The organism is Roseovarius sp. MMSF_3281 (genome assembly GCF_030733685.1).
GTDB lineage: Bacteria > Pseudomonadota > Alphaproteobacteria > Rhodobacterales > Rhodobacteraceae > Roseovarius.
Map to the genome: position 1 here is coordinate 69,170 of NZ_JASHIM010000008.1, position 25,683 is coordinate 94,852.

The 25,683-nt window shown below is 62.6% G+C and carries 20 protein-coding genes; 10 read left to right on the top strand and 10 right to left on the bottom strand.

All coding sequences use genetic code 11. The features are described 5' to 3' along the window. The first annotated feature begins 72 nt into the window (after window positions 1-72). The gene (locus tag RBB32_RS10200; protein WP_306152600.1) at window positions 73-2,544 is read left to right on the top strand and encodes a penicillin acylase family protein; all 2,472 of its coding nucleotides are present in this window, start codon (window positions 73-75) and stop codon (window positions 2,542-2,544) included. A 178-nt stretch (window positions 2,545-2,722) separates the two neighbouring features. Here RBB32_RS10200 and RBB32_RS10205 read toward each other — a convergent pair whose 3' ends face one another. The 4 genes from RBB32_RS10205 to RBB32_RS10220 all read right to left on the bottom strand — a co-directional run bounded on the left by RBB32_RS10205 (window position 2,723) and on the right by RBB32_RS10220 (window position 6,135). Then, window positions 2,723-3,898, bottom strand: coding sequence for a peptidoglycan DD-metalloendopeptidase family protein (locus RBB32_RS10205; protein WP_306152601.1), 1,176 nt, complete (start codon window positions 3,896-3,898; stop codon window positions 2,723-2,725). Window positions 3,899-3,961: 63 nt separating this feature from the next. Continuing rightward, window positions 3,962-4,618, bottom strand: coding sequence for a protein-L-isoaspartate(D-aspartate) O-methyltransferase (locus tag RBB32_RS10210; protein ID WP_306152602.1), 657 nt, complete (start codon window positions 4,616-4,618; stop codon window positions 3,962-3,964). Further along, on the bottom strand, window positions 4,615-5,397 hold the full coding sequence (gene surE / locus RBB32_RS10215; protein ID WP_306152603.1) for a 5'/3'-nucleotidase SurE: 783 nt from the start codon (window positions 5,395-5,397) through the stop codon (window positions 4,615-4,617). The genes RBB32_RS10210 and surE overlap by 4 nt, the downstream gene beginning before the upstream one ends. 84 nt (window positions 5,398-5,481) lie before the next feature. Beyond that, a complete protein-coding gene (locus RBB32_RS10220) occupies window positions 5,482-6,135 on the bottom strand; it encodes an SDR family oxidoreductase (protein WP_306152604.1) in 654 nt (217 codons plus the stop codon). A gap of 116 nt (window positions 6,136-6,251) precedes the next feature. Here RBB32_RS10220 and RBB32_RS10225 point away from each other — a divergent pair, with 116 nt between their 5' ends. After that, window positions 6,252-6,818, top strand: a complete 567-nt coding sequence (locus RBB32_RS10225) for a biotin transporter BioY (protein WP_306152605.1) — start codon at window positions 6,252-6,254, stop codon at window positions 6,816-6,818. Window positions 6,819-6,900: 82 nt separating this feature from the next. Here RBB32_RS10225 and RBB32_RS10230 read toward each other — a convergent pair whose 3' ends face one another. Further along, entirely contained in the window at window positions 6,901-8,682 is a 1,782-nt protein-coding gene (locus RBB32_RS10230) for an SLC13 family permease (RefSeq protein ID WP_306152606.1), read from the bottom strand. Window positions 8,683-8,804: 122 nt separating this feature from the next. On the opposite strand from RBB32_RS10230, the gene RBB32_RS10235 reads away from it, so the two are divergent. After that, window positions 8,805-9,554 (top strand): YebC/PmpR family DNA-binding transcriptional regulator, encoded by a 750-nt coding sequence (locus RBB32_RS10235; protein ID WP_306152607.1) that lies wholly within the window; start codon window positions 8,805-8,807, stop codon window positions 9,552-9,554. Between the two features lie 174 nt (window positions 9,555-9,728). Here RBB32_RS10235 and RBB32_RS10240 read toward each other — a convergent pair whose 3' ends face one another. Continuing rightward, window positions 9,729-13,166 carry a pyruvate carboxylase gene (locus tag RBB32_RS10240; protein WP_306152608.1) on the bottom strand — a complete coding sequence of 1,146 codons (3,438 nt, stop codon included), beginning with the start codon at window positions 13,164-13,166 and terminating at the stop codon, window positions 9,729-9,731. 238 nt (window positions 13,167-13,404) lie between these two features. After that, entirely contained in the window at window positions 13,405-14,544 is a 1,140-nt protein-coding gene (locus RBB32_RS10245; protein WP_306152609.1) for an alpha-hydroxy acid oxidase, read from the bottom strand. 176 nt (window positions 14,545-14,720) lie between these two features. Between RBB32_RS10245 and RBB32_RS10250 the strand changes: the two genes are divergently transcribed. From RBB32_RS10250 to hemF, 5 genes are all read left to right on the top strand, one after another. Continuing rightward, a complete protein-coding gene (locus tag RBB32_RS10250; protein ID WP_306152610.1) occupies window positions 14,721-17,288 on the top strand; it encodes an ATP-dependent helicase in 2,568 nt (855 codons plus the stop codon). Between the two features lie 91 nt (window positions 17,289-17,379). After that, complete coding sequence (gene clpS, locus RBB32_RS10255; RefSeq protein ID WP_306152611.1) at window positions 17,380-17,721, top strand: ATP-dependent Clp protease adapter ClpS; 342 nt, start codon at window positions 17,380-17,382, stop codon at window positions 17,719-17,721. A 1-nt stretch (window position 17,722) separates the two neighbouring features. Further along, window positions 17,723-18,715: a class I SAM-dependent methyltransferase gene (locus RBB32_RS10260; RefSeq protein ID WP_306152612.1), complete on the top strand. Its 993-nt coding sequence runs from the start codon at window positions 17,723-17,725 to the stop codon at window positions 18,713-18,715. 71 nt (window positions 18,716-18,786) lie between these two features. Then, window positions 18,787-19,587 carry an SDR family NAD(P)-dependent oxidoreductase gene (locus RBB32_RS10265; RefSeq protein WP_306152613.1) on the top strand — a complete coding sequence of 267 codons (801 nt, stop codon included), beginning with the start codon at window positions 18,787-18,789 and terminating at the stop codon, window positions 19,585-19,587. A gap of 58 nt (window positions 19,588-19,645) precedes the next feature. Further along, a complete protein-coding gene (gene hemF / locus RBB32_RS10270; RefSeq protein ID WP_306152614.1) occupies window positions 19,646-20,536 on the top strand; it encodes an oxygen-dependent coproporphyrinogen oxidase in 891 nt (296 codons plus the stop codon). Window positions 20,537-20,619: 83 nt separating this feature from the next. On the opposite strand, the gene RBB32_RS10275 is transcribed toward hemF, so the two are convergent. Beyond that, window positions 20,620-21,528, bottom strand: a complete 909-nt coding sequence (locus tag RBB32_RS10275; protein ID WP_306152615.1) for a pirin family protein — start codon at window positions 21,526-21,528, stop codon at window positions 20,620-20,622. Window positions 21,529-21,819: 291 nt separating this feature from the next. Between RBB32_RS10275 and RBB32_RS10280 the strand changes: the two genes are divergently transcribed. Together RBB32_RS10280 and RBB32_RS10285 are read left to right on the top strand one after the other, a co-directional pair. Continuing rightward, complete coding sequence (locus tag RBB32_RS10280) at window positions 21,820-22,347, top strand: hypothetical protein (RefSeq protein WP_306152616.1); 528 nt, start codon at window positions 21,820-21,822, stop codon at window positions 22,345-22,347. A gap of 59 nt (window positions 22,348-22,406) precedes the next feature. Beyond that, window positions 22,407-23,171 carry a hypothetical protein gene (locus RBB32_RS10285; protein ID WP_306152617.1) on the top strand — a complete coding sequence of 255 codons (765 nt, stop codon included), beginning with the start codon at window positions 22,407-22,409 and terminating at the stop codon, window positions 23,169-23,171. 546 nt (window positions 23,172-23,717) lie between these two features. On the opposite strand, the gene RBB32_RS10290 is transcribed toward RBB32_RS10285, so the two are convergent. Then, on the bottom strand, window positions 23,718-24,134 hold the full coding sequence (locus RBB32_RS10290) for a DUF1284 domain-containing protein (protein ID WP_306152618.1): 417 nt from the start codon (window positions 24,132-24,134) through the stop codon (window positions 23,718-23,720). Beyond that, window positions 24,134-25,588, bottom strand: a complete 1,455-nt coding sequence (purF, locus tag RBB32_RS10295; protein WP_306152662.1) for an amidophosphoribosyltransferase — start codon at window positions 25,586-25,588, stop codon at window positions 24,134-24,136. Before purF ends, RBB32_RS10290 begins: the two co-directional genes overlap by 1 nt. Window positions 25,589-25,683: the final 95 nt, after the last annotated feature.

The following is a 25,683-nucleotide window of genomic DNA, read 5'->3' on the forward strand; positions in this document are numbered from 1 at the left end:
CTTTTCATTGTCTCGCCCCGGATTTCTGACTATCCCACGCGGGGATGCAAGGGTAAACAAGGGCGCGTGCGCATGGCTGGTCTTTTTCGGTGGTTGCTGCGGATTGCAGGCGGGATGATCGTTTTGGCGCTTGTGGCGGTGCTTGCGCTTTATTTCCTGCTGTCGCGCTCGTTGCCCGATTACGACAAGACCCTTGCCGTGGAAGGCATCACCGCCCCGGTCGAGATTGTCCGCGACAACGCCAATGTTCCGCATGTCTTCGGCCAAAGCGATGCCGACACGTTTTACGGGCTTGGCTATGCCCATGCGCAGGATCGTCTTTGGCAGATGGTCATGCTGCGCCGCACCGTGCAGGGGCGTTTGTCCGAGGTCTTTGGCCCCCGCACCGTGGCCATCGACAAGACCCTGCGCCGTTTTGGCCTGTACCGGCTTGCCCGCGAGTCGGTCGCGGACCAGGACGACCAGACCCGCGCCGCGCTTGACGCCTATGCCGCGGGGGTCAATGCCCGCCTCAGCGAGATCAATACCGAGGCTTTGGGCCGCGGCGCGCCCGAGATGTTTGTTTTCAACGCCCCCGTGGCCCCGTGGCAGCCCGCCGATTCCATCGCGATCATCAAGCTGATGGCGGTGCAATTGTCCGCGCATCTGTCGAACGAGGTGCTGCATGCGCGCACCTCGCTGGCCCTGGATGTGCCCGAACGTCTGGACGATATCATGCCGCTGGCCCCCGGAAGCGGGATCGCCGCCTTGCCGGAATACGCGGCGATCTTTCCCGAGGCGGGCAAAACCCGCGTGGCGCAGGCCCCTGACATCACGGCGCATCCGCTGTCGCCGTTCAGGAAACCGGCCTTTGCCGGGGCCTCGAATGCCTGGGCCGCGTCGCCCGACCGCTCGGCCTCGGGGGGGACGTTGCTGGCCAATGACCCGCATCTTGGGTTCTCGGCCCCGGCCATCTGGTACCTGGCGCGGCTGGAGTTGGAAACCGGCGGCGTCATCGGCGGCACCATTCCCGGCGTGCCCTTGGTGATGACCGGGCGCTCGGCCAGCCTGGGGTGGGGGATCACCTCGTCCTACATGGACGACCAAGACCTTTATATCGAGAAGCTGAACCCCGAGAACCCGCAGGAATACCTGACACCCGAGGGGTATAAACCCTTTCGGACCGAACGGTCGATCATCCGTATCAAGGATGCCGACCCGGTTACCCTGACCCTGCGCTGGACCGAGAATGGCCCCGTCTTGCCCGGCTCTCATTATGATCTGGCCGAGGTGACACCGCCGGGCCATGTGGCGTCGCTGGCCTGGACGGCGCTGTCTCCGCGCGATACCACCGTGACCTCGGGCATGGGGTTGATGCGGGCCACCTCGGTCGATGAGGCGATCGAGGCGGGCAGGCTTTACATCGCGCCGTCGCAGAACCTGACGCTGGTGGATGAAAACCACGTTGCGATGAAGACCATCGGCGCGATGCCCCGCCGCCATGCCCAGCACGAAAGCCAAGGGCGGATGCCCTCGCGCGGGTGGATTCGCGAAAATCGCTGGCAAGGCGTCAGCCCCTTTTCCGCCAACCCCGGGTTTCGCGACCCGGCGGGCGGCCTGTTGGGCAATACCAACAACAAGACCGTCGACCGGCCCTTCCCGCTGCATGTCAGCTATCTTTGGGGGGATACACAGCGCGTCTTTCGCTGGCGCCGCCTGATGCAAAGCCGCGAGGTGCACACCCGCGACAGCTTCATCGAGGCGCAGCTTGATACCGTCAGCTTTACCGCCCGGTCGCTTTTGCCGCTGATCGGGGCTGACCTGTGGTTCACCGGCGAGGCCGCGCCCGAGGGCACCCCCGAACGGCAACGCCAGCGCGCGTTGGAGTTGCTGGCGGAATGGAACGGCGAAATGAACGAACATCTGCCCGAGCCGCTGATCTATGCGGCTTGGTTGCGCGCGCTTCAGGATCGCCTGATCCGCGATGACCTTGGCCCGCTGGCCGATGAATTCAACCATCCCGACCCGCTGTTCATCGAACGGGTCTTCCGGCAGAAGGACGGGGCCGAGGCGTGGTGCGATGTCAAGCAATCCTCGCCCATCGAGACCTGCACCGATATCGCGCGCATGGCGCTGGACGATGCACTTGTCTGGATCAACGAACGCTATGGCATGGCGCTGGAATCCCTGCGTTGGGGGGACGCGCATCAGGCCACCCATGACCACCAGGTGCTGGGCGAGGTGCCGGTGCTGCGCTATTTCGTGAACATCCGCCAAAGCACCTCGGGCGGCGACAACACCCTGATGCGCGGCCGCACCAGCGGGCAGGAGGCCGACCCTTTCCAGAACGTGCATGGCGCGGGCTATCGCGGGGTCTATGATTTCGCCGATCCCGACAGCAGCGTTTTCATCACCTCGACCGGGCAATCGGGGCATTTCCTGTCGCGCCATTACGACGACATGGCACAGCTTTGGCGGCGCGGCGAATACATCCCGATGTCGCTTGACCCCGAACTGGCGCGCGCGGCCTCGGTGGGGGTGACGGTGCTGGAGCCCGTGGAGTAGGGGGGCAAATCAATTGCCCCATAGCGTTTTGAGGCCTTTTGGAAATGCTTTGAGCCGCGCCGTGAGATACTACTGAGCATTCGATATGATCGCGAGACGGGTCTTCCCCCGGGGCTTCGCCCGTTCGGCCCTCAAACGCTCCCCCGGAGCGTTTGCCGGGCTTCGCCCGGATCGCCGCTCACCCCAAATACGGGGTGGGGTCGACGGATTCGAATCCTTCGCGCACCTCGAAGTGCAGTGCCGCGGTTCCCTCGCGGAGGATCTCGGCCAGCTTCTCGCCTCGTCCGACGCGGTCCCCCTTCTTCACGGTGACATTGCCCACGTTGGAATAGACCGTCAGCAGGTTGTCGGGGTGCTTGACCACGATGATCGGGATGCCATTGGTGTCTTCGGTGATCGCGGCCACCACGCCGTCGGCGGCGGCCTTGACCGCCGTGCCGGGGCTGGCGGCGATGTCGATCCCGTCATTCTTGCCCTTGGCGTATTCGCGGATGATGTCCCCGCGCACCGGGAAGGCCATGCGCGCATTGCTGGCCTTGGCGGTGCTTTGGCTTTGGCCAAGATCGGGGGCAGCCTTGGTCTCGACCGGTTCGGCGGCAGGGGCAGTATCCTCGGCGGGAAGCGGGCTGGAGGCGCTGGGGGGCTCTGGCGTGGGAGAGCCGGCGCCGGGCGCGGTGACTTCGGCGGACTCGGGCTCTTCGAAGCTGTCGGTCGTTTCTCCCGGCAGGGCCACCGGGATTAGCAGGAACTGTCCCTCGCGCACGGCAAAATCACTGCCCAGCCCGTTCCATTCCGCAAGGCTGCGCACCGAAACGTCGTAAAGCCGCGCGATGGTATAGGCGGTCTCGCCGCGTTCGACCTTGTGGCGCACCGGCTCCACCCCGGTTTGGGCCGGGGCCAGCGTGCTGCTTTCGACGCGTTGGGAATCCGCCTCGTCAATGGCGTTGCCGGCAAGCGAGGTGATGTCCACGCCGCTGGGCGGCTGGATGGGACCACCGGCGGGTTCGGCCACGCGCGAGGGCAGGGCGACGATCTCGCCCCTGCGCAGGCGGTCGCCGGTCTGGATGCCGTTGAAACGGGCGATTTCCTCTGCGTCGCCGCCGATCCGGGTGGCAAGGCTGGCCACGGTATCGCCGCGCCGGGCCACGGCCACCTGGTAGCCGGGGTAGGAAATGATACCGCGCTGGTCGGCGGCGGGGCGGTCTGCGGTTGCCTGGCGCGCGGCCTCGGCGGTGTCCAGACGTCCGCCCAAACCGCCGCGCATGTCGAAATCAAGCGGTTCGTCGCAGGCGGCCAATGTCAGGCAGGCGGCACCGGCCACAAGCACGGGAAAGGGGCGCATGGAAAGGGTCATCTCGATCTTGTCCTCATCATCTGCCCCTTGTTGGCCGGGGCCTTGGTCAATCGCATTTATCGCTCAGCTATCGCGCCCCAGCCCTTCGACCAGCGGCACAAACCGCACCGGGCGCAATTCGTCGTAATCGAACCCGCGCTCGTGCCGGGTGACACGGATCAGGCTTTGCACCGCGTCCGACTGCCCCACCGGCACCACCATGATACCGCCGATTTTCAATTGCGCCAATAGGGGGCCGGGCGGGTCCTCGGCGGCGGCGGTCACAAGGATGCGGTCAAAGGGGGCCTGATCGGGCAGGCCGAAGCTTCCGTCGGCGGTGACGGCGGTGATATTTGTCAGGTCCATATCGCGGAAAATCTCGCCCGCTTCGCGCACCAGGCGCTTGTGCCGGTCCACGGTATAGACCCGGCGGGCCAGTTGGCTGAGGATCGCGGCCTGGTAGCCCGATCCGGTGCCGACCTCCAGAACCTTGTCGCGGGGGCTGACCTTCAGCGCCTGGCTCATCAGGCCCACCACCGACGGCTGCGAGATCGTCTGCCCACAGGCGATGGGCAGCGGCATGTCCTCGTAGGCGCGTTCGGCGAAATAGCCGCGGATGAACGGGCCACGGTCGATCTTTTCCATTGCCGTCAGCACGCGGGCATCCGTCACGCCCTTGGATCGCAGGGCGAAAAGGAACTGCATCTTGCGTTCCGCGCTATCCTCGGCCCGGTCGTTCATTCGATCGCCTTCAGGGCCTCCATCACGTCATGCGCCGTCAGGTCCGCCCGCATCGGCGTGACCGAGGTGTACCCCTGAAGGTTCACATCCGCGTCCGAGCCGGGTGAAGTGGGCTGTTGCTGTGGCGCGCCGGTGACCCAAAGGAATTGCCGCCCCGAGGGCGAGGCGACGGGCTGTACGCCAAAGCCCATGTCGCGGCGAAAGCCCTGCCGCGCGGCCTTGATCCCCTTCACATCCGCCGCGGGGACGGGGGGGAAATTGATGTTGTAGAAGATGCCGTAGTCATCCTCGGTCCAGATGCCGCGCTCCAACAGGGTGCGCAGCGTGGCAAGGCCATGACCGCGCGCCGCTTCGAACTGATCGTCCAGATCCTTGTTGGCCGGGCCGTAATACTGGCTGAGGGCCACGGCGCGCACCCCTTGCAGGGCGGCTTCCATCGCAGCACCCAGCGTGCCGGAATAAAGCGCGTTCTCGGCGGAATTATTGCCGCGATTCACCCCCGACAGCACCAGGTCGGGGCGCGCATCCTTCATGATGTCATGCAGGGCGGCCAGCACACAGTCGGCGGGGCTGCCCTCGGCGGCATAGGTCCGGTCAGACATTTTCGACACCATCATCGGACGGGTGAAGGAAATGCAATGCCCCACGCCCGATTGCTCGAACGCCGGGGCCACGGTCCAGACCTCGCCGTCGGGGCCTGCCAGTTCCTCGGCAATCTCGCGCAGTACGGCCAGGCCCGGGGCGTTGATCCCGTCGTCATTTGTGATGAGAATGCGCAATGTCTTTGCCTTTCCTGTCCCTGTTGACCATGATGTGTAGCCGCGCAGGCCCTTTGCGACAAGGGATTGTGCCGCGCAGTTTTCTCAGGTGACCTGCCCCAGAAGCCGCCGCGCTTCGTCCCGCGCATCGGCAAGGCCGCTGCGATCTTCGCCGGGGTGGAAACGCGCGCGTGTCGCCGTGGGCATCGGCTTGGGGGCAAGGATGTGCACCCGTGGCCCGGTCTTTTCGGTCTCGGCCTGCCAGCTTCGGGCCAATGCGATTTGCGCGGCCTTGGTGGCGCCGTAGCTGCCAAAGAATTTCTCGCCCGCCTTGGGATCGTCGAAAAACAGCGCCCGGCCCGCATCGCCCAGAAGCGGTGTGATGAAAGGGATAAGCTGCCCGGTGGCCGTGACATTCATCGCCACGGATTTTTCCCAATCCTTGGGGTCCATATGGCTGGCCGGGGAAAGCGGTGCTGCATGGACAGCCGTGTGCGCCCAAAGGTCGATCCCGCCCCAGCGGTCATAGATCGAACGGCACAGATGCGCCATGGCATCGGCATTGGTGATATCCATCGGGGCCAGAGTGGCCTGCCCACCCTTGGCCTGGATGCGGTCATCCAGTTCCTCAAGCGCGCCGGTGGTGCGTGCCACGGCCACGACATGATGGGTTTCACTCAGCAATTCAGCCAGGGCTGCGCCCAATCCGCGCGAGGCACCGGTGACAAGGGCGATCTTGGGGGGGGATGTATCGGTCATGGTTTGGCAAATCCCACCAGACGGGCTATAAATCAAGGGCATTTGCTTGACTTTTGCCGATGCACAGCGAAAAAGTCGGACTGGATACAGGAAAACCACGGAAAGGACGCGATACCATGCGCGATACAGTTCTCAGCCGGGCCGTGATCGGTCAGGAAACCCTTCTCAAGCAGGCGGCCCTTGTGTTGGGCGGTTCGCTTTTCATCGCCATGGCCGCACAAGTCAGCTTTGGCTGGCCGGTGCCGATTTCGCTGCAAACCCTGGCGATCCTGACGGTCGGCCTGACCTTCGGGTCGCGCCTTGGCGCAGTGACCCTCGTGGCCTATCTGGCGCAGGGCGCGGCAGGCCTGCCCGTTTTCGCCAATGGCATGAGCACGCTGGCCCTTGTCGGCCCGACCGCCGGCTTCCTCTATGGTTTTGTCGGCATGGCCTTCCTTGCCGGTCTGGCCGTGGAAAAGGGCCTTGCCCGTGGTATCGTGCCGACTGCGCTTGTCTGCATGGTGATCTCGGCGGCGCTTTATATTCCCGGTCTGGCATGGCCGGCGGCGGTTCTGGGCAAATCCATGCCCGAGCTTTGGACACACTGGATGGCGCCCTTCCTGATGGGGGATGCGCTTAAGGCGGTTCTGGCGGCCATGGTCGTCTGGGGCGGCTGGAAAGCCCTTGAGGCACGCCGCGGCTAATCCGCAGCAAGATAGCTTATAAAGAAACGCCGCCCCGGATCGGGGCGGCGTTTTCTTTTGCGGATCAAGGGGGCCTTGGTGCCTAGAGCGGCCAGAAGACCAGGATGGCCGGAACCGAGACCGCGATCACCAGAATTTCCAATGGCAGGCCCATGCGCCAGTAATCGCCAAAACGATATCCGCCGGGGCCAAGGATCAGCGTGTTGTTCTTGTGCCCGATGGGGGTGAGGAAGGCCGCCGAGGCCGCGACGGCCACCGCCATCAGGAAGGCGTCGGGCGAGGCATCGAGGCGGCGGGCCATCTCGATCCCGACGGGGGCGGCGACAAGGCTGGTGGCGGTATTGTTCAGCACGTCCGACAGCGTCATGGTAACCGCCATCAGGATCGCAAGGATGGCCCAGCCGGGCAGGCCCTCGGTCAGGCCGATCAATTGCCCGGCCACAAGATCGGCCCCGCCGCTGTCGTTAAGCGCAGACCCAAGCGGTATGAGCGAACCAAGCAACACCACGACCGGCCATTCGATTTCATCGTAAAGATCGCGCAGGGGGATGATCCCCGTCAGCACATAGGCCATCACCACCGCGCCCAGCCCGATCGGCAGGCTGAGCACCCCGAAGGAGGCCGCGGTGACAGCAACGGCAAAGAGGCCGATGGCCAGCCATGCCATGTTCTGCTTGGTGATCGACAGGCCCCGTTCGGCCAGTGGCAAACAGCCCAGCCAGCGCACGACCTGCGGGCCGTGATCCACCGGGGTCAGCAGCAAAAGGATATCGCCGGCCTTGATCCTGGCGCGGCGCAGGTTGTCAGAGATGCGCCGCCCCTGCCGCGAAACCCCGACGATGATCGACCGCTGGCGCCAGTGCAGGCCAATGGCCTGCGCCGTTGTTTCGGCGATCCGGGCATCGCGTGGAACCACCGCTTCGATCAGGGCAAGGCCCTCGGCCTCGCCCTCGATCACGTCGCGCCGGTCGGCATCGGTATAGGCCAGGCCCTGACCGGCGCGGAACTCGTCCAGGGCATCGGGATGGGCTTCGATGACAAGGATATCGTCGGGTTCAAGGCGGGTGCTGCGGGCGCTGCCATAGCGGCGCTTGCCGTCGCGGATCAGGCCAAGAATCGTCACCTCGCTATCGTCGGCGGCCTCGTAAAGGTCGCCAAGCGGCTTGCCGATGGCGGGGTTGCCCTCGGGCACCGAAAGCTCGGCCAGGTAGGCCGAGGTCTCGTGCAGGGCTTCGCTGGGGTTCTGTTCCGTGGCGCGCTGCGGGATGAGGCGCCAGCCGATGATCGTGACGAACCCCATGCCGACAAGGGCCACGGTGGCCCCGACTGGGGCAAAATCGAACATCTGGAAGGGCGCGCCCAGCTCCTCGGCCCGGATCGAGGCGATGATGATATTGGGCGGGGTGCCGATCAGGGTGACCATGCCGCCCAGAATTGTCGCGAAACTGAGCGGCATCAGGCTCAGGCCCGGTGACCGCCCCGCCTTGCGCGCCGCGCGCAGGTCCACGGGAATGAGCAGGGCAAGGGCCGCCACGTTATTGATGAACCCCGATAGGATCGCACCGCCGCCGCCAAGCACGGCAATATGGCCTTGCAGGGATCTGCCGCTGTCGACCACGACATTGGTGATCAGTTGCACGGCCCCCGCCTTGACCAACCCCGCCGAGACCACAAGCACGAGCGCCACGATGATGGTGGCGTGATGGCCAAAGCCGGTAAAGGCCTCTTCGGTGGGGACAACGCCAAGGATCACGCCAAGAAGAAGCGTGGAAAAGGCAACGATATCATAGCGATAACGCCCCCAGAGCAACATTGCGAAAAGAAGGCCGAAAAGACTGAAAAGGATGATCTGGTCACTGGTCACACGCGCACCTCCGTTGTGAATGACAGCCAAGCGGAAAACCCAAGGCATTGCAACCGGCTTGCAGGGCATGGGGGGAGTGCCCTATATCAGGCCAAAACCACGCAATTCCCGAGGGAGAACCCATGGCCGGCCATTCAAAATGGGCAAATATCCAGCACCGCAAGGGGCGGCAGGACGCCGCCCGCTCCAAGCTTTTCTCGAAGCTGTCCAAGGAGATCACCGTCGCCGCCAAGATGGGTGACCCGGACCCTGAGAAAAACCCCCGCCTGCGCCTTGCGGTGAAAGAGGCCAAGTCGAACTCGGTGCCCAAGGATGTGATTGATCGCGCGATCAAGAAATCCACCGCCGGCGACGGCGAGGATTACGAGGAAATCCGCTACGAAGGCTACGGCCCCGACGGGGTGGCGGTGATCGTCGAGGCGATGACCGACAACCGCAACCGCACCGCCAGCAACGTGCGCTCGACCTTCACCAAGAACGGCGGCAACCTTGGCGAGACGGGCAGCGTGGGTTTCATGTTCGAACGCAAGGGCGAGGTGACCTATCCCGCCGAGGTGGGCGATGCCGACACGGTGATGATGGCCGCCATCGAGGCTGGCGCGGAAGACGTGGAATCCGCCGAGGATGGCCATACGATCTGGTGCGCGGATACGGATTTGAACGACGTGTCGAACGGGTTGGAGGCCGAACTGGGCGAGAGTGAATCGACCAAGCTGGTCTGGAAGCCGACCACCACCACCGAACTGGATCTTGAGGGCATGCAAAAGCTGATGAAGCTGATCGACGCGCTTGAGGACGACGACGACGTGCAGCGCGTGACCACCAACTTCGAAGCCTCCGACGAGGTCATGGCGCAACTGGCCGCCGAATGACTTTCCGCGCCCCTAAAGGGGTGCCCGCGAAACAGGTTACCCCATAAGTTTACCCCCGATTTTCCTGCGAAAATCGGGGGTTTTCCTTGTGGTGTCCGACGTGTCTCAGAACCATCTGTCGGCAGGGACGGGCAGGCAGGCCTGCGCGTTGGCAGGCCCCGGGGCCGTTGATGGTTATTCGAATTCGATCAGCAGATCCTTGGCGTCGATCTGACCGCCCGGTTGGACATGCACGGCCTTCACCGTGGCGTCGCGTTCGGCGTGGATGCCGGTTTCCATCTTCATCGCCTCGATGGTCAGCAGCATATCGCCTTCCTTCACGGCCTGTCCGACGGTGGCGACCACGCTGGCCACCACGCCGGGCATCGGCGCGCCGACGTGATCGGGGTTGCCCGCTTCGGCCTTGGGCCGGGCCACGGCTTCGGCCTTCACCTTGCGGTCGGGCACGCGGATCACGCGGGGCTGACCGTTGAGTTCGAAAAAGACCTTCACGTCGCCCTCTTCCGAGGTTTCGCCGACGGTTTGCAGGCGGATTTCAAGGATCTTGCCGGGGTCGATCTCGGCCGAGATTTCCTCGCCCGGTTCCATCCCGTAAAAGAAGGTCCGGGTGGGCAGGGTGCGCACCGGGCCGTACATCCGGTGGCGGCCCATGTAATCGAGGAAAACCTTGGGATACATCAGGTACCCGTTGAGGTCTTCGCTATCCACCTGCATGCCTTCAAGCTGTTCGACCAGATCGGCACGGGCGGCGTCAAGGTCCACCGGATCAAGATGCGCGCCGGGCCGTTCGGTGTTGGGTTTTTCGTCTTTCAGAACCTTTGTGACGATGCTGTCGGGGAAGCCGCCCGGCGGCTGGCCAAGGTTGCCGCGCATCATGTCGATGACCGAGTCGGGGAAGGCGACATCGGTGTCGGGGTCTTCCACCTGCTCGCGGGTCAGCCCCTGGGAGACCATCATCAGCGCCATGTCGCCCACCACCTTGGAGGACGGCGTGACCTTCACGATATCGCCGAACATCTGGTTCACATCGGCATAGGTTTTCGCCACTTCGGGCCAGCGGTCTTCAAGGCCAAGGCTGCGCGCCTGTGCCTTGAGGTTGGTGAACTGGCCCCCCGGCATTTCGTGCAGGTAAACCTCGGAGGCGGGGGCCTGCAGGCCCGACTCAAACGCCACGTATTGGGCGCGGACATGCTCCCAGTAGTTGGACACCTCGCGGATGCGTTCGATATCAAGCCCGGTGTCGCGCTTGGTGTGCATCAGGGCCTCGGTGATGGAGCCAAGGCAGGGCTGCGATGTACCTCCCGAGAAGGCATCCATCGCCGCGTCCACTGCATCGACACCCGCCTCGGCGGCGGCAAGGATGGTGGCCCCCGCGATGCCCGAGGTATCGTGGGTGTGGAAGTGGACGGGAATGTCCAGCTCGTCCTTGAGCGCCTTCACAAGCTGCGTTGCGGCGGCGGGTTTCAGAAGGCCCGCCATATCCTTGAGGCCCAGAACATGCGCGCCCGCGGCCTGCAGGTCCTTGGCCATGCCGACATAGTATTTCAGGTCATACTTGGCGCGGTCGGGGTCAAGGATATCGCCGGTATAGCAAATCGTGCCTTCGCAGATCTTGCCCGAGTCGATGACCGCGTCCATGGCGACGCGCATGTTTTCCACCCAGTTGAGGCTGTCGAACACGCGGAAGACATCGACGCCGGTTTCCGCCGCCTGACGGACGAATTCCTGCACCACGTTGTCGGGATAGTTGGTGTAGCCCACGCCGTTGGAGGCACGAAGCAGCATCTGCGTCAGCAGGTTGGGCATGGCGGCGCGCAAATCGCGCAGGCGCTGCCACGGGCATTCCTGCAAGAAGCGGTAGGCCACGTCGAAAGTGGCCCCGCCCCAGCATTCCACCGAGAAAAGCTGTGGCAGGTTGGCGGCATAGGCGGGTGCGACCTTGGCCATGTCGATCGAGCGCATCCGCGTGGCCAAAAGCGATTGGTGACCGTCGCGCATGGTGGTGTCGGTCAGAAGCAGGCGGTCTTGGTCCAGCATCCAGTCGGCCACGGCCTTGGCGCCTTGTTCTTCCAGCAGGGTTTTGCTGCCCGGCGCGGGTTCGGCGATGAGTTGCGGCGGGCGGGGCGGTTTGACATCGGCGGGCTTGGCGCGGCCGGTGGTTTCGGGATGCCCGTTCACCGTGATGTCGGCGATATAGGTCAGCACCTTGGTGCCCCGGTCGCGACGCTTGGAGAAATTGAAAAGCTCGGGCGTCTCGTCGATGAACTTGGTGGTGTATTCGTTGTTCAGGAACGTGGGATGCTTGAGCAGGTTTTCCACGAAGTTGATGTTGGTCGAGACCCCGCGAATACGGAATTCGCGCAGGGCGCGGTCCATCCGGGCAATCGCCGCCTCGGGGGTTTGGGCGTGGGCGGTGACCTTGGTCAGCAGGCTGTCGTAGTAGCGGGTGATGACGCCGCCGGAATAGGCGGTGCCGCCGTCAAGGCGAATACCCATGCCCGTGGCCGAGCGATAGGCGGTGATGCGGCCATAATCGGGGATGAAGTTATTGAGCGGGTCCTCGGTGGTGATCCGGGTTTGCAGGGCGTGACCGTTGAGGGTGATTTCCGACTGGTCGGCCTTGCGGGTGGCCTCGGCCAGCGGCTTGCCCTCGGCGATCTTGATCTGGGCCTGTACGATGTCGATGCCGGTCACTTCTTCGGTGACGGTATGTTCGACCTGTACGCGGGGGTTGACCTCGATGAAGTAGAAATTGCCGGTTTCCATATCCATCAGGAATTCGACAGTGCCCGCACATTCGTAATTGACGTGCTTGCAGATTTTATAGCCCAGCTCGCACAGCTCTTCGCGCTGTGCGTCCGAAAGGTAGGGGGCAGGGGCGCGTTCCACGACCTTCTGGTTGCGCCGCTGGACCGAGCAATCGCGCTCGTAAAGATGGTACATATGGCCGTGCTTGTCGCCCAAGATCTGAACCTCGACGTGGCGGGCGCGGGTGATCATCTTTTCAAGATAGCCCTCGCCGTTGCCAAAGGCGGCTTCGGCCTCGCGGCGGCCTTCCATGACCTTTTCGGCCAGTTCCTCGGGCTTGGTGATCGGGCGCATGCCACGGCCCCCGCCGCCCCAGCTTGCCTTGAGCATGAGGGGATAGCCGATTTCAGCCGCTTCTTTGGCGATGGTGTCCATGTCGTCGCCCAGAACCTCGGTGGCCGGGATCACGGGCACGCCCGCCTCGATCGCCACCTTGCGGGCGCTGGCCTTGTCGCCAAGGGCGCGCATGGTTTCGGCCTTGGGGCCGATGAAGGTGATGCCGTTTTCGGCGCAGGCATCCACGAAATCGGGATTTTCCGACAGCAGGCCATAGCCGGGATGAATGGCGTCGGCGCCCGATTCCTTGGCGACGCGGATGATTTCCTCGATCGACAGGTACGCAGCCACCGGGCCCAGCCCCTCGCCGATGCGATAGGCCTCGTCGGCCTTGAAACGGTGCAGGCCCAGTTTGTCCTCTTCTGCGAAGACGGCGACGGTGCGTTTGCCCATCTCGTTGGCGGCACGCATGATGCGGATGGCAATTTCGCCGCGGTTCGCGATCAGGATTTTCTTGAAGTCAGCCACGGGCCATGTCCCCCTTGGTGCGGTCTTTTGATCTGGAGGGGATGTTCGCGCTGCGGCGCGGCACCCCCGCGAAACTTGTAGGATTTGTGAAAGGTTTGCGCAATCCGGCTTTGTGGGTATTTGCCGAGTGGGGAAAATTCCTGCCCGGGCGGGTAGGGCGGTTTACCCGGGTGGCGCCGAAGTCTTGAAAAGACTTCGGACCGATTTCTTTTGAAGAAATCGGTCGGGCGCCGTGGGGTCAGCCCGGCGCGATCAGCCTTTGCCGCGCATCGCTTAACCGGGTCAGGCCCAGTTGCCCCATGTTGGCGATCAGGTCCTGGGTCAGGATATGGGTCAGGTGGTCGGGGCCCGCCTCGCCCAGGGCCCCAAGGGCATAGTGCCATGCGCGGCCCATCATCACGAAATCGGCCCCAAGGGCAAAGGCGCGCAGGATATCAAGCCCCGTGTCAACCCCGCCATCCATGATCACCGGCAACGACGTGGCCGCGCGGATGGCGGGCAGCACTTCGGTGGTGGCCGGGGCAGCGTCGAATTGGCGGCCCGCGTGGTTGGACACCCAGATCGCATCGACGCCTTCGGCCTCAAGCGCCTTTGCATCCTCGGCCGACAGCACACCCTTGACCACGAAGGGCCCATCCCACGCCTCGCGCAGCCAGCGCAGGTAATCCCAGTCGGGCGCCGTGCGCAGCAAGTACCCGGCGTGTTTGTTCGATGGCAGCCCCGAGGTTTTCCCGGCATATTCGTCAATCAGGCGCATGCGCGGCATGCCGCGCTGTGCCATGCCCATGGCCCAGGCCGGGCAGCGCGCCACTTGGGCCAGAAGGCGCGGCGTCAGGCGCGGCGGTTGCGTGAGGCCAGAGCGGGTTTGCCGTTCGCGTCGGCTGGGCGTGGGAACATCGACAGTCAGGATAAGCGTGGAAAAGCCCGCGTTCTTGGCACGGGTAAGCATATCCTGCCTGATCTCGGGGTCGCGGGGCGGGTACATCTGGAACCACGCATGTTGGCCCAGTTGGCCTTTCAAATCCTCGGGGGTCTGGCTGGCCACCGTGGACAGGCCATAGGGGATACCGGCCTTGGCCGCCGCACCCGCCAGCATCCCTTCGGCCCCCGGCCAGATCAGGCCCGACATCCCCACCGGCGCGATGCCGAAGGGCAGCGGCAAGGATTGGCCCATAAGCGATACCGAAAGGTCCGGCTCCACCTCGCCATGCAGGATGGAGGGCATAAGGCGCAGCTTGTCCATCTCGCTGCGGTTGCGCCTTTGGGTGGCCTCTTGTCCCGTGGCACTGTCGAGGTACTCCCAGACAAAGCGCGGGATGCGCCGCATGGCATGGTCACGTAGATCGGAAAGGCCGGGGTATTTTGCATCAAGATTCATGGCCGTAGTTGTGCGGGTTTGGGCGAGGTTGTCCAGAGGCAAAGCATAAAGAGCAGGGCCGCGTCCGACCCCGGGTGGGCGCGGCCATGGCGCCCGCAGGTTATTTTCTTCAACACGAAGAACATTCCCCGAACATTCCCTTTAACTCATATTTAACCCGCGCTATCTTGTACGCCATGAGCAGTTTTGACGAATCCGACGCCTTTGAAGGGGCAAGTCTTGCCGCGCGGGCCGTGGCGGCGCGGCCCACGCCCTATCTTGAAGATCTCAACCCGCAGCAACGCGCGGCGGTGGAGGCCTTGGACGGGCCTGTCCTGATGCTGGCAGGCGCGGGAACGGGCAAGACCAAGGCCCTGACCACCCGGATCGTGCATTTGCTGAACACCGGCAGCGCGCGCCCGAATGAAATTCTGGCGGTGACCTTCACCAACAAGGCGGCGCGCGAGATGAAGATGCGCGTCGGACGGACGCTGGGCGAGGCGGTGGAGGGGATGCCTTGGCTGGGCACCTTCCATTCGATCTGTGTGAAGCTGCTGCGCCGACATGCGGAACTGGTCGATCTGAAGTCGAATTTCACCATTCTGGATACCGACGATCAAATCCGGCTGATGAAGCAGTTGATCCAGGCGGCGGGGATCGACGACAAACGCTGGCCCGCGCGGGCGCTGGCCGGGGTGATCGACAACTGGAAAAACCGGGCATGGACGCCGGATAATGTGCCAGCCGGTGAGGCAAGCGCCTTTGATGGCAAGGGCGTGGCGCTTTACAAGCAATACCAGATACGCCTGCGCGAATTGAACGCCGTGGATTTCGGTGACCTGCTGTTGCACATGGTCACGATTTTCCAGGGCCACGAGGATATCCTGGCGCAATATCAACGCTGGTTCCGCTACATCCTGGTAGACGAGTATCAGGATACCAACGTCGCCCAATACCTCTGGCTGCGGCTCTTGGCGGGGGGACACAAGAACATCTGCTGCGTGGGCGACGACGATCAGTCGATCTATGGCTGGCGCGGGGCCGAGGTGGGCAATATCCTGCGGTTCGAAAAGGATTTTCCGGGGGCCGAGGTGATCCGGCTGGAGCAGAATTACCGGAGCACCCCGCATATCCTCGCCGCCGCTGGCGGTGTGATTTCCGGCAACAAGGGCCGTCTGGGCAAGGAGCTTTGGACCGAGGCCAAGGAGGGAAAAAAAGTCGGCCTTATGGGCCTTTGGGATGGCGAAGAAGAAGCCCGTTGGGTGGGAGAACAAATCGAAGATGCGCAAGCTGGGCGAGGGCGCTTCAGGGATCGTAAAAATCCTCGTTCAGAGAGCTTTCAACAGGAGTTGGACAGGCGCGCTAAACATGGGCTTGGCCGACTTACCAGACAGCAATTTGTACGATGGGCTATGGAGAGTGGAACGGCGTATTCCGATCTCAAGGTTCAAAATTTGCTACTTCGGCTTTTGAAAGACGATCCAAATGCGCAAAATATGTACAAAGCCATTTTGGCGAGTCCTGTAGATCGGTATTCATTAAATGAAGTAGCCATCCTCGTGCGTGCCTCCCACCAGATGCGGGCCTTTGAAGATCGGTTCCTGACCATCGGCTTGCCCTATCGCGTCATCGGTGGCCCACGGTTTTACGAGCGGATGGAGATCCGCGATGCCATGGCCTATTTCCGGCTGGTGGTCAGCCCCTCGGACGATCTGGCCTTCGAGCGGATCGTGAACACGCCCAAGCGCGGGCTTGGCGACAAGGCGCAGCAGACCATTCAGCGGATCGCGCGGGACAACGGCGTGTCGCTCTTGGATGGGGCGGCCTTGGCGGTTGAGCAGGGGGCGATCAAGGGGAAAGGCGCAAATGCGCTGGGCAAGCTGGTGGTGGACCTGTCGCGCTGGGGCCGGATGACGGGCGATGCGGACGTAAGCCATGTGGAACTGGCCGAGATCATCCTTGACGAATCCGGCTATACCGAGATGTGGCAAAACGACAAGACGCCCGAAGCCCCGGGGCGCTTGGAGAACCTCAAGGAATTGGTCAAAGCGCTGGAGCAGTTCGAGAACCTGGGCGGCTTCCTCGAACACATCAGCCTGATCATGGATAACGAGAACGAAGAGCAGGGCGAGAAAGTCAGCATCATGACCCTGCACGCCGCCAAGGGGCTGGAGTTTCCCGCCGTGTTCCTGCCGGGGTGGGAGGATGGCCTCTTTCCCTCGCAACGCTCGATGGACGAGTCGGGCCTCAAGGGCGTGGAGGAGGAGCGCAGGCTCGCCTATGTCGGCATCACCCGCGCCGAGGAGATTTGCACCATTTCCTTCGCGGGCAACCGGCGGGTTTACGGCCAGTGGCAAAGCCAGATGCCAAGCCGCTTCATTGACGAGCTGCCCGAAGAGCATGTCGAGGTGTTGACCCCGCCGGGCCTTTACGGCGGCGGATATGGCGCGGCGGGTGGCATGGGCCAATCGGGGTTGGAGCAGATGGCGGCAGAGGCCAATGTTTACAACTCCCCCGGCTGGCGGCGGATGCAATCGCGCGCCGGCGAGCGGCCGATTTCCCAACCCCGCGAAAGCAAGTCCAGCGTGATCGACGCGCAGGCCGTCAGTTCGCACACCATGGGCGAGCGGGTCTTTCACCAAAAATTCGGCTATGGCGCGGTGATCGGGATCGAGGGCGACAAGCTTGAGATCGACTTTGAAAAGGCAGGCGTAAAGAAGGTTGTAGCGCGTTTCGTCACCGGCGCGGACGATGTGCCGTTTTGAACGAAAATCCATCGCGAAACGCCCCTTTTCACGCGGGCCATCTAAGTTATATATGCAACTCACGACACAGGGTTGAAACAACGCGTTGAGCATGAGCCAGCATCAGGTAATCACGGCAGGGCCTATGGGGGACGACGGGGATGATACCTCGGTCGTGGTGGACACCCGTACCAAGACCAAGCGGCCACCGCTTTACAAGGTTTTGCTGCTGAACGACGATTATACGCCGATGGAATTCGTGGTCGCCGTGCTGGAGCGGTTTTTCGGCATGAACCACGCGCAGGCCTTCGAGATCATGCTGACCGTCCACAAGAAGGGCGTGGCCGTGGTCGGTGTCTTCAGCCACGAGATCGCCGAGACCAAGGTGGCGCAGGTGATGGATTTCGCCCGCCAGCATCAGCACCCGCTGCAATGCACCATGGAAAAAGAGTAACGTGGCGCAGGTGTCGCGTTTGACGCTGGCCGTGGAGGCGGGCGATCTGGCCTTGCCCGAGGCAGGGCGCATTGCCGTCTTCGCGCCGCGGGGCGATACGGATTTATCGGCGCTTCCCAAGGACCGGGTGCAGGTAATCACCGGGTTCAAACCGGATTTCGATGCATTTTCCGCGCGCGGCTTTGACTGCGTGGTCGAGGGCGAGGGGCCCTATGCCGCCGCCGTGGTCATCGTGCCGCGCGCCAAGGCACAGGCGCGCAGCCTTGTGGCCAAGGCGAACCGTATGAGCGACGGCATGGTCATCGTCGACGGGGCCAAGACCGACGGGGTTGATTCCATCCTCAAGGCGGTGCGCGGGCGGGTGCCCGTCTGGGGGCCTGTAAACAAGGCCCATGGTAAGCTGTTCTGGTTCGAAGCGGGGCAGGCCCTTGCCGATTGGGCGCTGGCCGAAACCCAAGAGATTGCGGGCGGATACATGACCGCGCCGGGGGTGTTTTCCGCCGATGCGGTCGATCCGGCCTCATGCCTGCTGGGCGACCACCTGCCCGAGAAACTGGGTGCCGTGGTGGCCGATCTGGGCGCCGGTTGGGGATACCTGGGCACACGGGTTCTGGAGCGTGACAGCGTGGAGCACCTGCATCTGGTCGAGGCCGATCACGCCGCTTTGGACTGTGCCAAGCAGAACATAAGCGACCCGCGCGCCGCATTCCATTGGGCCGATGCCACCACGTGGCGCGCGCCGGGGCCGGTGGACACGGTGGTGATGAACCCGCCCTTTCACACCGGCCGCGCCGCCGACCCCGACCTTGGCCGCGCCTTCATCGCGCAGGCGGCGGCGATGCTGAAACCCAAGGGGCTGCTTTGGATGGTGGCCAACCGGCATTTGCCCTATGAGACCGCCCTGTCCGAACGCTTTGCCGAGGTCGCGGAAATCACCGGCGACAACCGCTTCAAGCTGTTGCGCGCCACGCGGCCCATCCGGAAGCATAGGTAGAAAGCCCTTCCCCCGGTTTCTTTGCATGGCGTAGGCTCAACCGGCAGAATCACGACGGGAGTGTTCCGCGCATGTCATTTTCCATTTCCGGCAAAACCGCCATCGTCACGGGCGGGGCCAATGGTATCGGGCTGGCCATCGGGCGGCATTTCGCCGACAAGGGCGCTAACGTGATGTTCGCCGATATGGACGAAGAACGCCTGATCAAGGAGTTGGGCGAGAACAAGGAAGACAGCAACATCCGCTATTTCGCGGGCGATTTGCGGGAAAAGCTGACGCTGGCCAACCTTCTGTCGGCCACCATAGACGCCTTCGACCAGGTGGATATCCTGATCAATGCCTCGCGGCAGGTGGTGCCCTCGGACCCTTTGAACCCCGATGACGACGCGGTTGAAATGCTGTTGCAGCAAAACCTGATGACCGCCCTGCGGCTAAGCCAACTGGTTGCCAAACGGATGATCAAACAGGCCGAGGGCAAGGAGGGCGGCATGGCCGGCACGATCGTCAACCTGTCGTCGATTGCCGCGCGGCGCACGCATCCCGATTTGCTGGCCTATTCGGTATCGACCGCCGCGCTGGACCAGTTGACGCGCAGCCTGGCGGTGGCCTTGGCGCCGCACCGCATCCGGGTGAACGCGGTGGCCTTCGGCTCGGTCATGTCGGCCTCGCTCAAGGATACCCTGCGCGACAATCGCGGGTTTCGCGGCGATATCGAGGGGCATACGCCGCTTGGGCGGATCGCTTCGCCGACCGAACTGGTCGAAACGGTGCAGTATTTGACCAGCGATGGCTCGGGCTTCATGACCGGGCAGATCATGACGGTAGATGGCGGGCGGTCCCTGCTGGACCCCGTGGCGGCCCCGGCGCACTGAGGCTGGCCTTGGCTTTGGTCGCCTGCTAGGGAGCGCCAAAGACATAAGGACCCCGCACATGACATCCGACTTCTCCGAGGAAAAGCGCCGCGCGGCCACGTGGTTTCGCCAATTGCGGGACGAGATCGTCGCCGCCTTCGAAGGGCTGGAAGACAGCCATGACAAGGGGCCGTTGAGCGACGCGGAACCGGGCCGTTTCGAGGTGTCCGAAACCAAGCGCACAAGCGAGGATGGGTCGGACGCAGGCGGCGGATTGATGAGCGTGATGCGCGGCGGGCGCGTGTTCGAGAAGGTCGGCGTCAATGTCTCGGAGGTTTACGGCACCTTGGGCGAGGCCGCGCAAAAGGCCATGGCGGCGCGCGGCGTGCCGGGGATGGACAGCGACCCGCGCTTCTGGGCCAGCGGCATCAGCCTTGTGGCGCATATGCAGAACCCGCATTGCCCCGCCGTGCACATGAACACGCGGATGTTCTGGACGCCGAATGCCTGGTGGTTCGGCGGCGGCTCGGATTTGAACCCCTGCATCGAATATGACGAGGACACCGCGCATTTCCACGCCACCCAAAAGGCGCATCTCGATCCGCATGGGCCGGATATCTACCCCAAGCTCAAGGATTGGGCGGACGAATATTTCTATATCACGCACCGGCACCGGGCGCGGGGCGTCGGCGGTATCTTCATGGATGATCGCAACACCGGCGATTGGCAGGCGGATTTCGCCCTGACGCAGGATATCGGCCGGGCGTTCCTGCCCGCCTTCCTGCCCCTCACCGAAAAGCGCCGGGTGCAGGCGTGGGACGAGGCCGACAAGGAGGCGCAACTGGTCCATCGCGGGCTTTATGCCGAGTATAACCTTGTCTACGACCGGGGCACCAAGTTCGGCCTTGCCACGGGGCACGATGCCAATGCCGTGTTGATGAGCCTGCCACCCTTGGCCAAATGGGTGTGACGCGCGCCTGAGCCAAAGCCCCGGGTCAGGCCCGGGGCGGGATGCGCCCACCATCAAACGCGCGCTTTGTGCCCTTGTGGCGCTTAGCCGGCCTTGATGAATGTCCCGTTGCGCAAGTCGCGGAAGGCCTCTTGCAACTCGTCTTGGGTGTTCATCACGATCGGGCCGTGCCAGGCCACGGGCTCTTGAATGGGGCGGCCTGTCATCAGCAGGAACCGCAAGCCTTCATCGCCCGCTTCCACGGTGATCTCGTCGCCTTCGCCAAAGCGGATCAGGGTGCGGTTGCCGCTCAGGTCGCGGATGTTCAACTCCTCGCCGCGGTACTCTTTTTCCACCTTGATCCCCATGGGCGCGCTGGCATCGCGGAAGCGCCCTGAACCTGCAAAGACATAAGCCAGCGCATTGGCGCGGGTGTCCACCGGGAAGGTCTTGCGCCGCCCTGCCGGGATGGAAATATCCAGCAGCATCGGGTTGGCCGCGATCCCGTCCACCGGCCCGGTCTTGCCCCAGAACGACCCGATGATCACCTTGGCGGTGGTGCCGTCCTCGTCCCCCTCGATGGGAATATCGCCTTGGGTGATATCCTGATAGCGCGGGGTCGTCATCTTCAGCGACTTGGGCAGGTTCGCCCAAAGCTGAAACCCGTGCATCCGCCCCTGCGCGTCGCCCGAGGGCATTTCCTGGTGCACGATGCCCGACCCGGCGGTCATCCACTGCACGCTGCCCGGGCCAAGCAGGCCCCGGTTGCCAAGCGAATCCGCATGCTCGACCTCACCCTCCAGAACATAGGTGATGGTCTCGATCCCGCGGTGGGGGTGCCATGGGAACCCCTTGGAATAAAGCCGCGGATCGTCATTGCGGAAATCATCCATCATCAGGAAGGGATCGGTGAGTGTCGGGTCTTCGAAGCCGAAAACCCGGTGCAGGTGAACGCCCGCGCCCTCGATATGGGGCTGTGCGGTGCTGGTGGCGGTGACAGGCCTGAAGGTCATTTGGCAAACTCCATGCTTGGTTTGATCCAAAAATGGGGTGTGTTGCGCGACAGGCCAAGGGCGGCATTCGCCCAGGTGCTGTGCAAGAACGCACAAAGTGCGCCCGGGGCCCATCGGCAAGCAGACCTACGCAACCGGTTAACCGAGTGATCGAAGGGCGGACATTGCGACCGGTCGAAATGGGCGACGACACTTCATGCGTCGAATAGCAATGTAGATTGCTCGGGCATCACGATGATGATACCCGGAGACCTCAAGCTTTTGTTGAATATGTGAAATTACTTAACCCAAATGTCACTGTTGAATACCATAATCGAGAAAGCCAGCCTTCCGAAGGTGGCGTTCGTTGTGTGCGCTCTGTGCCTGCCTTTAAAACCAGCGTATGCCTGTACGCTTCTTAACGGGCCGCTGGATATTTCGATATGTGTCGCGGGCACGTCATGGGAACTGCGTGAAGACAAGGCGGATAGCACCCTCTTCTACAACACAGAGGAGGGTTTTGCCGGGAGCCTCAGGTTTTTTGACGGGGGCACAGATGACGGGGTGGAAAGTGAGCGCGCCGCACGCCTCATGGCCCAGTCAGATAGTAAAGAATCCCAAGATTTCGCTCTTTTGAAGTCGGGGAAGGTTTCAAGCGGCAATTATGTTTATGCAGCACGCGGGTCGGTGAATGGCCGGTCCAATATCTATGTGAATACGATCTCTGTGGGCCCAACGAAAACGCTGCGCATCACCACTTGGCGCATTGGCGACACGATGTCCGATAAAGATCGCGAGATTCATATTGCGTTCGGAAATCTGCTAAAGACCGGGTTGTGAGAACGGCGGTTCCCCTTCTGATGTGAGCCGAACGCAACCCGGCAACGAGGTGCCATACAGTGGGATTTTTTACGGGATTAGGCGCCAAGGATCATTGCGGGCACTTCAATGCGCTACGTGACATGGTGGAGGCGAAACACGGAGTTACGATTCCCCGAACGCACAAGCGTGCAGAAATTTTGCATCAGGCAGAAACCGTTTTCAAAGCTCCGCTTGGGCAAGAGGTAAAGTCGTTCCTGGGCTTCCTCGCAGATATCGCCGCCAGCGGCGCTTTCGAGGCACTGGTCGCTGACAAAGGGAAAATGAAGCCAACCGATCCCTGCCAGTATCACCTTGAATTGAAGGATTTGAACGATATCGACCCTTCGGTCGAAGGGATCAGTTTCATGGAAACGCGTGATGCGCGATCATATTTTACAATACTGAAATCACACCAAGTTCGTTCCCCCTGTCCAACAGCAAACTATTCGCTGCGAAGAAACAAGGCAAAGCGAGAGCTGGCCCGTAGCCCATATGGTGATATCAGCCTGATTTCCTTCGCCTTGCGTTTCTTCGGGCAAAGATTGACGAAAGAAGGCCGTGCGCTGAGTTCGGCCTCTTCAGATCCTGAGGCGTTTTATGCGCAAGCATGCCGGTGTTTTGGCGCTCCCGCTGAATTGGGCGGAGGCGTGTATTTTTTCGAAGCTGATAATGCCGAGATATTGATAAGGCCAGTTGCCGATATCGGGATTGACCTGCGTGTATTTGACTTGTGCAAGCCGTCGCCCGTTTCAGATGCGCTTTTGAGGCTGTTGGATGGCGGGATAGAGACGTTCAAAGCCTGACCGACCATGTCCAATGCCCGACTCGAAGCGGACCTACCTCCGCGCAGCGAGCCGAACATTTGGCAAGCCCCGGCCCGTCAGACCGATCTTTCATGAACGTTGCAGCATTTTCGGAAGGGTGAAGGTAAGCGGCGCGGGACGGAGTGAGCTTCGGCCTTGCGCGGAATCAAGGCGCAAAGCGCCGCCGCGCATCGCCGGGCCGCCCCCCGGCACGGCGATTGGGTTGGTCATTGTGCTTAGCATACAGATTTCGCGCCAGTGGTTAAGATAAACTGCACAGGCTCATGGCGAGGATCGCCGCACCGCGGCCCGGCGATGCGCGGCTCATGTTCCAATATCCAAAAGAGACTCGAACCCATCATTCGCGACAGCTTGATCGAACCTTCGGTAAAGGGGGGTCGGCCCGCCTTTTAACGGTGCTTGTCTCGGCCAATATGATCCGGGCGGGAGGATTTCGTACGACTCGTACGAAACCTTTCGCCAGCCCCCGGATTTTCGTACGAAACTCCCCCGTTGAGCGTACGAGTCGTACGACAGCGCGGGCCGTTAGCCCTCTTGCAACAAATCCCTGAGCGCGGCCTCGCACAGCCCCAGGTCCAACCACTGGCAGCCCTTGCACAGGTGGGACAGGTCACCGGGTTTCAGGCTGCTTTTCATGCGTGCCTTGGCCTCGCCCCATGTCAGGCGGTCACCGGGGCGCAGGGACAGGGCCGATGCGTGGCGCGCGTCGATTTCTTCAATCTTTTCCTGGGCTTGGCAGAGGTTCCCGCGCCGCTTGGGGCAGGGGGCGCAGATGTCGTCCAGGCTGCCCACCACCTCGATTTCGGTGGCGTCGCCATCCGGCGCGCGCAGGCCGTCGACCACGATGCGCGTCATGTTGCGGGTAAAGGCATGGGAATAGCCTTTCCCCTTAAACCCTTGAGAACAAAGGAAATGATGGGGCCTGAAGCGTAGTGGCGGCATCACTCCGCCGCTTTAATCTCGAAGCCTTTTTCGACCATGTCCGAAGGCACCACCGGGTATTCCCCCGAGAAACAGGCATCGCAGTACTGCGGACAGTCGTTCTTGCGCCCATCCGCTTCGCCCACCGCGCGGTAAAGCCCATCCAGCGAGATGAACTTGAGGCTGTCCACCGCCAGATGTTCGCGCATCTCGTCTTCGCTCATGGTCGCGGCCAGAAGTTTTTCGCGCTGCGGCGTGTCAACGCCATAAAAACAAGGCCATGCCGTGGGCGGCGAGGCGATGCGGAAATGTACCTCGGCGGCCCCCGCATCAAGGATCATCTCCTTGATCTTGCGTGATGTTGTGCCGCGCACGACGCTGTCGTCCACCAGGATCACCCGCTTGCCTTCAATGAGTGCGCGGTTCACGTTGAGCTTGAGGCGAACGCCCATGTTGCGGATCTGTTCGGTGGGTTCGATAAAGGTTCGGCCCATGTACTGGTTACGGATGATCCCCATGGCATAGGGGATGCCCGATTGCTGGCTGAACCCGATGGCCGCCGGTGTGCCGCTATCGGGCACGGGGCAGACAAGGTCGGCATCCACATGGCTTTCCTTGGCCAGTTCCACCCCGATCTGGCGGCGTGTCTCGTAAACCGAGCGCCCGCCGATGATCGAATCCGGGCGCGAGAAATAGACATGCTCAAAGATGCAAAAGCGCGATTTCTGGCGGCGGAAAGGGTAATGGCTTTCGACACCTTTGTCAGTGATTACAACCATTTCGCCCGGCTCGACCTCGCGGACGAAGCGCGCGCCGATGATGTCCAGCGCACAGGTTTCCGAACTCAGAACCCAGCCATCTGCAACTTGCCCCAGAACCAGCGGGCGCACGCCAAGCGGGTCGCGGACACCGATCAGCTTGGTGCGGGTCATGGCCACGACCGAGAACGCCCCTTCGACCCGGCGCAGGGCGTCTTCCATGCGTTCGGGGATGGTGCGTTGCAAGGAGCGGGCCATCAGGTGAATGATGCATTCGCTGTCCGAGGTCGACTGGAAGATCGAGCCGCGTTCGATCAGTTCCTTGCGCAGGGCCTCGGCGTTGGTGATGTTGCCGTTATGGGCAATCGCCGCCCCGCCCATGGCAAACTCACCAAAGAAGGGCTGCACGTCGCGGATCGCCGTTTGGCCTTTCGATCCGGCGGTGGAATAGCGCACGTGCCCGATGGCCAAGGGCCCGGGCAGGGTTTCCATCAGTGATTGCTTGGTGAAGTTGTCGCGCACATAGCCGAAACGGCGGGCGCTGTTGAAGCCGTGGTCGGGGTGGTGGCAGACGATACCGCCGGCCTCTTGTCCACGGTGTTGCAGGGCATGAAGGCCGAGGGCCACGAAATTCGCCGCATCGGTCACACCGATCACGCCGAAAACGCCGCATTCCTCCTTGAGTTTGTCATCGTCGAAAGGATGGGCGGGGGGCATATGCTTGGACAAGGGGCAGCTCCGAATCCCGGTCACGCTATTTGACCCCTAGATAGTGGCTGTGGCGGCGTATGTCACGAAACTATCACATGAAA

What these genes read in the sequence shown, in the direction of transcription:
- clpS (WP_306152611.1), top strand. Translation starts at nt 17,380, where the DNA reads ATGAGCCAGCATCAGGTAATCACGGCAGGGCCTATGGGGGACGACGGG.
- RBB32_RS10245 (WP_306152609.1), bottom strand. Translation starts at nt 14,544, where the DNA reads ATGAATCTTGATGCAAAATACCCCGGCCTTTCCGATCTACGTGACCAT.
- RBB32_RS10225 (WP_306152605.1), top strand. Translation starts at nt 6,252, where the DNA reads ATGCGCGATACAGTTCTCAGCCGGGCCGTGATCGGTCAGGAAACCCTT.
- RBB32_RS10220 (WP_306152604.1), bottom strand. Translation starts at nt 6,135, where the DNA reads ATGACCGATACATCCCCCCCCAAGATCGCCCTTGTCACCGGTGCCTCG.
- RBB32_RS10250 (WP_306152610.1), top strand. Translation starts at nt 14,721, where the DNA reads ATGAGCAGTTTTGACGAATCCGACGCCTTTGAAGGGGCAAGTCTTGCC.
- RBB32_RS10280 (WP_306152616.1), top strand. Translation starts at nt 21,820, where the DNA reads ATGTCACTGTTGAATACCATAATCGAGAAAGCCAGCCTTCCGAAGGTG.
- hemF (WP_306152614.1), top strand. Translation starts at nt 19,646, where the DNA reads ATGACATCCGACTTCTCCGAGGAAAAGCGCCGCGCGGCCACGTGGTTT.
- RBB32_RS10290 (WP_306152618.1), bottom strand. Translation starts at nt 24,134, where the DNA reads ATGCCGCCACTACGCTTCAGGCCCCATCATTTCCTTTGTTCTCAAGGG.
- RBB32_RS10235 (WP_306152607.1), top strand. Translation starts at nt 8,805, where the DNA reads ATGGCCGGCCATTCAAAATGGGCAAATATCCAGCACCGCAAGGGGCGG.
- RBB32_RS10275 (WP_306152615.1), bottom strand. Translation starts at nt 21,528, where the DNA reads ATGACCTTCAGGCCTGTCACCGCCACCAGCACCGCACAGCCCCATATC.
- RBB32_RS10200 (WP_306152600.1), top strand. Translation starts at nt 73, where the DNA reads ATGGCTGGTCTTTTTCGGTGGTTGCTGCGGATTGCAGGCGGGATGATC.
- RBB32_RS10265 (WP_306152613.1), top strand. Translation starts at nt 18,787, where the DNA reads ATGTCATTTTCCATTTCCGGCAAAACCGCCATCGTCACGGGCGGGGCC.
- RBB32_RS10205 (WP_306152601.1), bottom strand. Translation starts at nt 3,898, where the DNA reads ATGACCCTTTCCATGCGCCCCTTTCCCGTGCTTGTGGCCGGTGCCGCC.
- purF (WP_306152662.1), bottom strand. Translation starts at nt 25,588, where the DNA reads ATGCCCCCCGCCCATCCTTTCGACGATGACAAACTCAAGGAGGAATGC.
- RBB32_RS10210 (WP_306152602.1), bottom strand. Translation starts at nt 4,618, where the DNA reads ATGAACGACCGGGCCGAGGATAGCGCGGAACGCAAGATGCAGTTCCTT.